Origin of the sequence: Shewanella sp. S1-49-MNA-CIBAN-0167 (genome assembly GCF_040310145.1) — a bacterium.
Lineage (GTDB): Bacteria > Pseudomonadota > Gammaproteobacteria > Enterobacterales > Shewanellaceae > Shewanella > Shewanella psychromarinicola.
Window position 1 is genome coordinate 1 of sequence record NZ_JBEOPO010000072.1, and the last position, 8,246, is coordinate 8,246.

An 8,246-nucleotide genomic window follows, 5' to 3' on the forward strand; every position below is an offset into this window, starting at 1 on the left:
TACCTAACAGATTGTTAAATTTGGCAATAATTCACACGCCAATACATTCTTACTGAGCCAACTGCATAGGCATGTTAGGTTTTGTTTTTCTAATCTTGCATGGATTTTTAAACACTAATGGTTTTAGTTTTTTTTCAAGCTTTAAATGGTATGGGTATTTTTCTATTTTTATAATATGTGTTTTATGGCTATATATTAACTCTCTGCTTTGTAGAAGCTTAAAAGTGTATGAACTTGATTTTAAAACCAGTATAGACTCAAAAAAAATTAGGCTGTACAACTATGTGACATACTTTTTGATTACGATATTCATTTTTGTTCGAGTTTTTATTTAATAATTCGAGATACTTCAGAAAATGGGTGGCATAGTTTCATTTAGTTTCATTTCAGCATAGTTTTATTTCTTTCAGAAAGGCTTTCGAGAACAATGGTAATTAAGTTTAAAAGTAAAAAATAAAGAATGTTAAGCAGGAAATTAAAGCCTTAGATTGAAACTTGATTAGCAATAGACATTGTCACTTAAGAGTAGTGCTTTTTAGAATCCAGCCTATTTTTCACATTGCTGTTAATCACAGAGCTAAAAACTGCAGGCTATGTTGTTACTCTCAATGTTAGCCCGCAATTTTTAAACCATATATATACCCAAGACACATCAAAATACACAATCCTGCATTTCGGGATCGTTTGGTTATTATTAACAGTAAACCATACCGCCATCTATCAGTGGTGCTTGACCTGTCATGTAATCAGAGTCTGGACCGGCTAAATATGACACAAAGTTGGCGACATCCACAGGTGTTTGCGCACGACCAAGTGCAATGCCTTTGACGTATTTATTATACGTTTCACCTATTGGAGCCCCAGTAATTTCAGAAAAACGTTTATCAATCTCGACCCACATATCGGTTCCAACCACTCCAGGGCAATAAGCATTTACTGTAATACCTGCGCTAGCATATTCCTGTGCTGCAGCCTGAGTTAACGCACGCACTGCAAATTTAGTCGCCGAATATGCGCCCAGTAAAGCAAACCCATTATGGCCAGCAATGGAAGAGGCACTTATAATTTTGCCTTTTTGCTTGCGTTCGATGAATTTCTTTGCAGCGGCTTGAATGCCCCAAAGAGTTCCGTCTACGTTGATCTTTTGGATTTTATCCATTTCTTCTTGAGTAATATCTGCTATGGCTTGAACTTGCGCAATACCTGCGTTATTCACCATAATATCGAATCCACCTAAGGTTTTCTCTGCATGGTCTATAGCGGCATAAACTTGTTTCCGGTCGCTTATATCAGCTTTAAAAGTCGTTGATTTTCGACCTAAGGCTTTGACCTCAAGAGATACCGCGAGCATTTTTTCTTCGTTTAGATCAACGATGGCAACATCTGCTCCATCTTTTGCTAAACGAAGTGCAATGGCACGTCCTATGCCCTGACCTGCACCAGTGACGAGCGCGACTTTTCCTTGTAATGACATATCTGACTCCTTTTTGATAATAGGATAAGGAAGACCTTTTTATAGCCTTCCAGATAACGATTGAATGATCAGTTTACAAGGACGTAGAACAATAAAATTAGATATAGATCAATTTGAGACAGCTTAATGGTTAAGAATTAAACATGTTTAATCTCTAAGAATGACCTTTCAATATTAGTGATAAATTTTTAGATATTATGTTAATTATTAGTTGTTTTATTCTATGTAAATATCTAGAGAAAATAGACGTAGACAGCCATAATCGGTTGTTTAGCTATTTAGTGATGTTCAGTTTGGAATTGTTTCATGCAGGGAAGGTCTGCTAACTTATTTCTGCCTAAAGTTGATTATGGATATGGCCTACGGCCACGACCTTATTGGCCGTAGGCCATACACCAAAGACTAACCAACTTGGGGCATAAATAGAAACGGGTTAGCTTGCCCAGACAATGATTTAATCAACAAGGCCAATCAAAGCCGTTAATGACACTTGATTAAGCCGGTTAATTCACTCAAGCAGTTGAATTTAATTATGTAAAGATATTTAATTTACCAGAATTGAATCCTATGCCTAGTTTCTATCATATTTTAATTAAATAAAATTACCTTATTGGACTATGGTTAATTGGTGGTAATACGAATGAAAAACATTTCATTTATTCATATCTAGTAGAAATGCTACTAGAAATAGTTAAGGATGATTCAATATGAACCCTTTTAACGTTCTACCAAAATTTATAGGCGTACTGCTATTTTCATTCACAGCGCTATGTGCTGCCGAAGAAGAGCCAGAAATGTATGTTTATTCAACCTATTTTAAATGCATACCTGAGCAAGAATCCGCTGTAGACGAGCTAGTTCAAAGAGCCTATGCCCCCATATATAATGATGGTGTTAACAATGGCACCATAGCGAGTTGGGGTTGGCTGAAGCATCATACCGGAGGCGAATGGCGTCGAATTTTATACCATTCAGCACCGAGTATAGATTCATTATTTGCTGCACAAGAGACGATGAACAAAAAATTTGAAGCTGTTTTGGGAAAAAATACTGATGCCCTTGGACGTGGTTGTCAATCTCATGAAGATTATATTTGGCAGTATGTGACCGGGAGTCGACCTACTTTGGGGGGCGAAACGCGTGGAAAAGTAAGCTTATCTGTTTACATGGAATGTAGTTTTTCGGGAGAAGAAAAAGCAGATGCTATTGTCAAAGAACATTTTGCTCCAGTATTCAATGCTCAAGTCGGTAAAGGAAAACTCACATCCTGGGGTTGGTTATCTCATGTCGTTGGCGGCAAATACCGTCGATTGCAAACGGCCACCGCAGATAACTATTCTGATTTATTAAAAGCAAAAAAAAATATCCTTGATACCCTTTATGATAAAGACAATAAACACAGTGCCGAATTTAGTGACATTTGCACTAGTCATCAAGATTATCTGTGGGATATAAAAACAGAATTATAATGAGATATCATTATTTATGAAGCCGAGAGTTATGAGGAAAATACCTATGAAACAGATAGTTATTAAGCCACCCATAATTATATAATCATTAACATCATGGCTTTCGTCATTCATTGCGATAGCCTTTTATGGCTATTCAAACGTACAAATTAAACGCTTTTTTGCTTCATTAATCTTGGGTGGCAATCTTGTGTTTTGTTAGTCATCATCTGGACCCATTGCTTCTTTTATTTCATCACTGCCGAACCCTTTACGGGATAAATAGGCATACGCTTTGGACTTTTCTTTATAGTTTGATAAGTCATAGCGCTTTTTCGCCAGCTCATTTTTACAGCTTTGATAAAAATCGACATCCTCTGTTAACGTTAATTGGTACACCGTATCTTCAAAGTCGCTCACATCAATCAGTCGCTGTTTTAGTTCTTGCAAGATGAGGGTTTTGCCTTTGCCTTTGTTAAATAGTTTGATTATTTCAGTGGTTAAGTCAACTTTGTCTGCTTTTATGGCTAATTTACTGCGCAGTGTTTCACGTTCTGGATGTTGTGCTAATGCGTGATCTATTTCGGCCCGAGAAAACCCTTTTGTGGTCATTTGGGTGTAGACTTTTTCTCTGCTGGTGCCATAAAAGTTAACAAATCGCCTTAGTAGCCTAGATGTGGCCATCGCAAAGGCATCGACTTTTTGCTCGTACATCACTTGCTCTATCGCGGTATCAATCACGGTAACGGGTACGCCGCGCAGTTGTAACTTACGTCTTATCGCGCTGGTACCGAGTTCATTATTAAAGGCCATCTCGCAATAGCGTATGGCAAAGTCATTGTCATTTTTTAAATAACCGTGCTCTATGAGTTTGGCCAGTACGGTTTCAATCCATTGTTGATTTTCTGTTTTACGCTCAAGCTTAGTGCGAATTTCATTAATGGTAAAATCTTGTTGGCCAAGGTGCCAATAGGCGCTATTAAAAACGTTATCGATGGTTTTGGCTTGACGTAGAGGAGGGCGCTGCATAAAAATTGATCTTAAATTAAAAAATAACCAACAACAGTGTAGCAGCTCCCGGTGTTATTGAGTACGCGCTAGACGTATCCTTGTGCTTGAATACTATTTGAAAAAAGCCATATATGGCCTGATTAATGCCATTGAATTGATGGCCTATAGTGGATTTTTAAATATCAAAATGGTTTAAGTATTACTCGGGGGGAAAGCCCAAAGGCTAATAAGCTTTGGAGCATAAATTTGTTAGCGCCAAAGTTAAAAATTCAATAGTTCGCATTATTATAAGTATGGCTTCTTTGTTAAACACTAGGGGGCTCTTATAGTCGATTTGTTATTCGGTGGCCAAATTTACTATGCCACTTTACGTGAGCTTGATGCTCAACAACCCCTCAATATTTATAGTGAATGTATTTGTTTTCATTTATATGCCATTGAGTCAGTACTTCTTGAGCACAGCTACTGCTACTTAAATTATCACCCAAGATTAGTCAGTTTTTTTTAAAATGTATTATTAATGATGAATGCTTGGATTGTATTTTGTTAATTAGCTCGCATTTTTTCTAATGCGTTAACGTCTAGATCACACTCCCGCAACACCCATGTTGAACTTAGCTGTTTTTTATCACTTAATGCTATTAGATTTTTCTTATGTACTATTGAGCTTATCTAAGGTTTTATTATGATAAATACTATTAAAGCTAAATTAATCATATTAGTAGGTACTTTACTAATCCTTGTATCTAGCTTTTTTATCGTCAACATGTTCATGGTTGAACAGGCTGTTCTTAAAAAAGAAAAGCTTAATATCAATGATAAAGTCGAAAGTTTAGTAAAGGATAACCTTATCGGTCAGGTGGATACTCTTAGCCGTTCAGTCAATGATTTCTATCAACAGTCCAAAGTCGAAAATATTAGGCTGGGCCTGAGCGATGAGATTGTCATATTGCGTAATACCATTAATAACCTGTATGAAAATAATCTCACCGATGACCCCGATATGATGATCTATACCTTCATCAATGAATACCAATGGGGAAAGGGCCGTTATCTGTTTGCCTATGATGCAGATACCTTAACGAATGAAGCCGCTGGCAATGGCAGCGTTTCAATGGGAAATAGTCGTGATGCTATCGATGAAAAAGGCAACTATTACGCGAGGAATATTGTTGCCGCCGCCAAGGAAAACAAGATAGGTTTCACCAACTACTTCTTTTCAAACCCATCAACAGGACAGATCGAAGAAAAAATATCAGCTTCTTTCTATTTTGAACCGCTTAATTTAGTGATTGCTACAGGTGAGTACATCAGCACGCTAAAACAGGGGAATGTCACTGCTGCTCTACAAACTATAATGGCAGCAAAATATGGTAAAAATGGTAAATTTTGGGTGCAGGATCTAAACGGTAATATTCTGGCTCACTCGCAAACAGATCTTATTGGTACTCAGACAAACAACACCGCTAAAGTTAACCAAGTCTTAGAGGGAAAATCTGATGCCTTTGTTCTGCTCTCTGAGTTTTCTTCTTTAACGAATGTGAATAAAACCAAAATTTCATACGTCAGAAAGATCCTACCTCAATGGGGCTGGATTATAGGAACGGGAACCTACGAGTCTGATGTGACCTCGATTCAACAGGGCCTTACGGATGGTACTCGTGAGATATTCGACAACAAAATTTTCCAGAGTATTGCAGTGGCAAGCATCATTATCATCGTTGCACTCATTTTCTGTGTCTGGCTTATAAGCAAACTAATCACCGACATGGTGGTGTTAAAAACACGTATAGACACCTTATCCACTGGCGAAGCCGATCTCACCTCCCGATTGGAAATCATTAATCATGATGAGCTTGGAGATATAAGCCATTCAGTTAATAATTTTATTGGTTACCTTCAAACCATGATGCTTGATATATCCCGTTCATCCAAAGACATTACTGAAGGCATCACACAACTTAACCGTCAATCAGAAAGTAACAGCATTGCTCTGAACAACCACAGTTCAGAAACGAGTCTCGCAGCTACCGCAATCACTCAGATGAACAGCTCAGCAGAAGCGGTGGCTAACAGTGCAGCGCAAACTGCATCGAGCACCCAGCAAGCCAACGAAGAAGCTAAAGCCTCTAAAATCAACGTTGTTGATGCATCAAATAGCGTAATAGCCCTTGTAGAAGATATGAATGCGGCGACCAACAAGATTAATACCATGAGCGAGAATACCGACCAAATCGTATCGATTTTAAGCGTAATTAAGGGGATAGCTGATCAAACCAATCTGTTGGCACTCAACGCTGCAATTGAAGCCGCACGTGCAGGAGAACAAGGACGAGGCTTTGCCGTTGTCGCTGATGAAGTGCGCTCACTCGCCTCTCGTACCCAATCGAGTACAGCTCAAATTGACCAGATCTTAATAAGGTTACAAGATGACGCTTCGTCGGCAGTAAAGGTGATGATTGAGACTAAGCAGAGCTGTCAGAAGGTGGCAGATAACACCTTTAGAGTGACCTCTAACCTTGATTCAATGACAAGCTCTATCTTAAACATTAACGATTTAGGCGGTCAAATAGCCACTGCATCTGAGGAGCAAAGTGCAGTAACCAGTGAAATTAGTCGAAATATACACACCATCGAAACTATGGCGCTTGAGTTGTTACAAAATGGTAAGCAAACCGCAGTGAGTACTCAACACCTTTCGACTGCAAATGATCATCTCAATTTGTTAGTCAATAAGTTCAAATTAGCCTAAGAGCTGGTTTGGTGGGTATCGATAGCCCAATGTCTGTCAGTATTTCGATATTTTTTGTCTTGCTTAACATGGCGTTAGATCCGTGAATAATCGCTTCCGTATTTAGTTGCTTAAAACGCTTCAATACTTTCAACGCCACAGCGCTAAAGGGGTTATTCCACTCGCTTGGTTTGACTTGGGCTGGATCTACCGCAGTTGCTTTAATAACTCGATCTATCCCAACGTTAGCCCCCCTATTAGTTATCTGAAAATCACCTTGTTTTCTGGTAACATTCCCCATAGAGTGTCGGCCCAGAATCATAGCGATTCAGCACCATCAGTATTAAAAAATAACAATATAGGTAGCAGGTTTGGTAGATAAAATTGTATCAATAGTCGATTTCTTTCTCGAACACAAATTATTATTAACTGTTTTGATAGTAATGCTTATTTCAGTGATTAAGCGCTTTATCATTTCAAGTATTCGTGGTGATGTGGCTTTTCTTTCTGATGTGCAACGTAAATGGATGTCACGTACTAAAAATGGCACATTCATTTTAATACTGGTTATTTTGTTCATGCTTTGGCAATCCGAAGTCAGCAAGTTTGCTCTGTCAGTTACCGCTATTGCCATTGCTTTAGTGATAGCTTCAAAAGAGATTATTCTTTGCTTTACTGGCTCGATACAACGAGCTAGTTCTCGTTCGTTTGTGATAGGTGATTGGATTGAAGTTGGCAAAATATATGGTGAAGTGATTGAACACAACTTAATGGCCACAGTGATCCAAGAGATCGATCTGGATCAGGGTCAATACCATTACACAGGTAAAACCGCGACGTTGCCAAACAGTATGTTTTTTACCTATGCGGTCAAAAACCTCAACTTTATGAAACGCTACGTTTACCATAACATTACGATTACCGTGGTCGAGTTCGTTAATCTCTATAAGCTTTTTCCTGGGCTAACCCGTCAAATAGAAGATCACTGCGAAGACTTTATTGAAGTGGCCAAGCGCTACAACGGCGTTATAGAAAAACATGCAGGTGTCGATTTACCTGGCAGCGAACCGCATATCCATATCACTAGTGGCATAAATGGTGAGCAGAATGTTCATATAATGATTTTTTGCCCCACTGAACGCGCTATACAGTTAGAGCAGCTTATAAGAGAAGATTTTATGGTTGCTTACCACCAACAATTTGGCTAGTACTATTTAAAAAGGGTTGCCAGTAGACCGCAGCGTGTCCAATTGACCTAAGACCGAAAAATGGCCTGATTTTTTACGCCGTTCACTGCTCATTAATCAAATAGGACGTGCTAGGTTTACTGTTTATGAGTTTGTGTTCTTGGCCGACTACATTAGCCTCAGACATCACAAAGAGGCCAACGACTATTCAGCCTCAAGGTCTCTGGGTGACATGGAACAAGGTATATCCTTGATTGTCGATATAACGAGTGAGCTGTAACCAATGATGACTGGCCAAAATGGAACGGGAACCTGACGCAGGGCTACCGCATGAGTGTTTAATTTTTAACCTAACCACTGAATCCAGCCTTTAATACTGCTTCAAGCATCGATGG

5 protein-coding genes are annotated in these 8,246 nt (G+C 38.8%); 3 read left to right on the forward strand and 2 right to left on the reverse strand.

Annotated features, from left to right (window positions below):
- Window positions 1-694 precede the first annotated feature (694 nt).
- On the reverse strand, window positions 695-1,474 hold the full coding sequence (locus AAEZ00_RS20155) for an acetoin reductase (RefSeq protein ID WP_124012321.1): 780 nt from the start codon (window positions 1,472-1,474) through the stop codon (window positions 695-697).
- 707 nt (window positions 1,475-2,181) lie between these two features.
- Between AAEZ00_RS20155 and AAEZ00_RS20160 the strand changes: the two genes are divergently transcribed.
- Window positions 2,182-2,943, forward strand: coding sequence for a hypothetical protein (locus tag AAEZ00_RS20160; protein WP_124012319.1), 762 nt, complete (start codon window positions 2,182-2,184; stop codon window positions 2,941-2,943).
- A 198-nt stretch (window positions 2,944-3,141) separates the two neighbouring features.
- Here AAEZ00_RS20160 and AAEZ00_RS20165 read toward each other — a convergent pair whose 3' ends face one another.
- Window positions 3,142-3,951, reverse strand: coding sequence for a RecX family transcriptional regulator (locus tag AAEZ00_RS20165; RefSeq protein WP_351089652.1), 810 nt, complete (start codon window positions 3,949-3,951; stop codon window positions 3,142-3,144).
- Window positions 3,952-4,618: 667 nt separating this feature from the next.
- Between AAEZ00_RS20165 and AAEZ00_RS20170 the strand changes: the two genes are divergently transcribed.
- The gene (locus AAEZ00_RS20170) at window positions 4,619-6,685 is read left to right on the forward strand and encodes a methyl-accepting chemotaxis protein (RefSeq protein WP_351078259.1); all 2,067 of its coding nucleotides are present in this window, start codon (window positions 4,619-4,621) and stop codon (window positions 6,683-6,685) included.
- Between the two features lie 350 nt (window positions 6,686-7,035).
- On the forward strand, window positions 7,036-7,872 hold the full coding sequence (locus AAEZ00_RS20175; protein ID WP_335688757.1) for a mechanosensitive ion channel family protein: 837 nt from the start codon (window positions 7,036-7,038) through the stop codon (window positions 7,870-7,872).
- Window positions 7,873-8,246: the final 374 nt, after the last annotated feature.

Bases quoted from the DNA above. Each gene is read 5' to 3' on its own strand.
- AAEZ00_RS20155 (WP_124012321.1), bottom strand. From the start codon at position 1,474: ATGTCATTACAAGGAAAAGTCGCGCTCGTCACTGGTGCAGGTCAGGGC.
- AAEZ00_RS20160 (WP_124012319.1), top strand. From the start codon at position 2,182: ATGAACCCTTTTAACGTTCTACCAAAATTTATAGGCGTACTGCTATTT.
- AAEZ00_RS20165 (WP_351089652.1), bottom strand. From the start codon at position 3,951: ATGCAGCGCCCTCCTCTACGTCAAGCCAAAACCATCGATAACGTTTTT.
- AAEZ00_RS20170 (WP_351078259.1), top strand. From the start codon at position 4,619: ATGATAAATACTATTAAAGCTAAATTAATCATATTAGTAGGTACTTTA.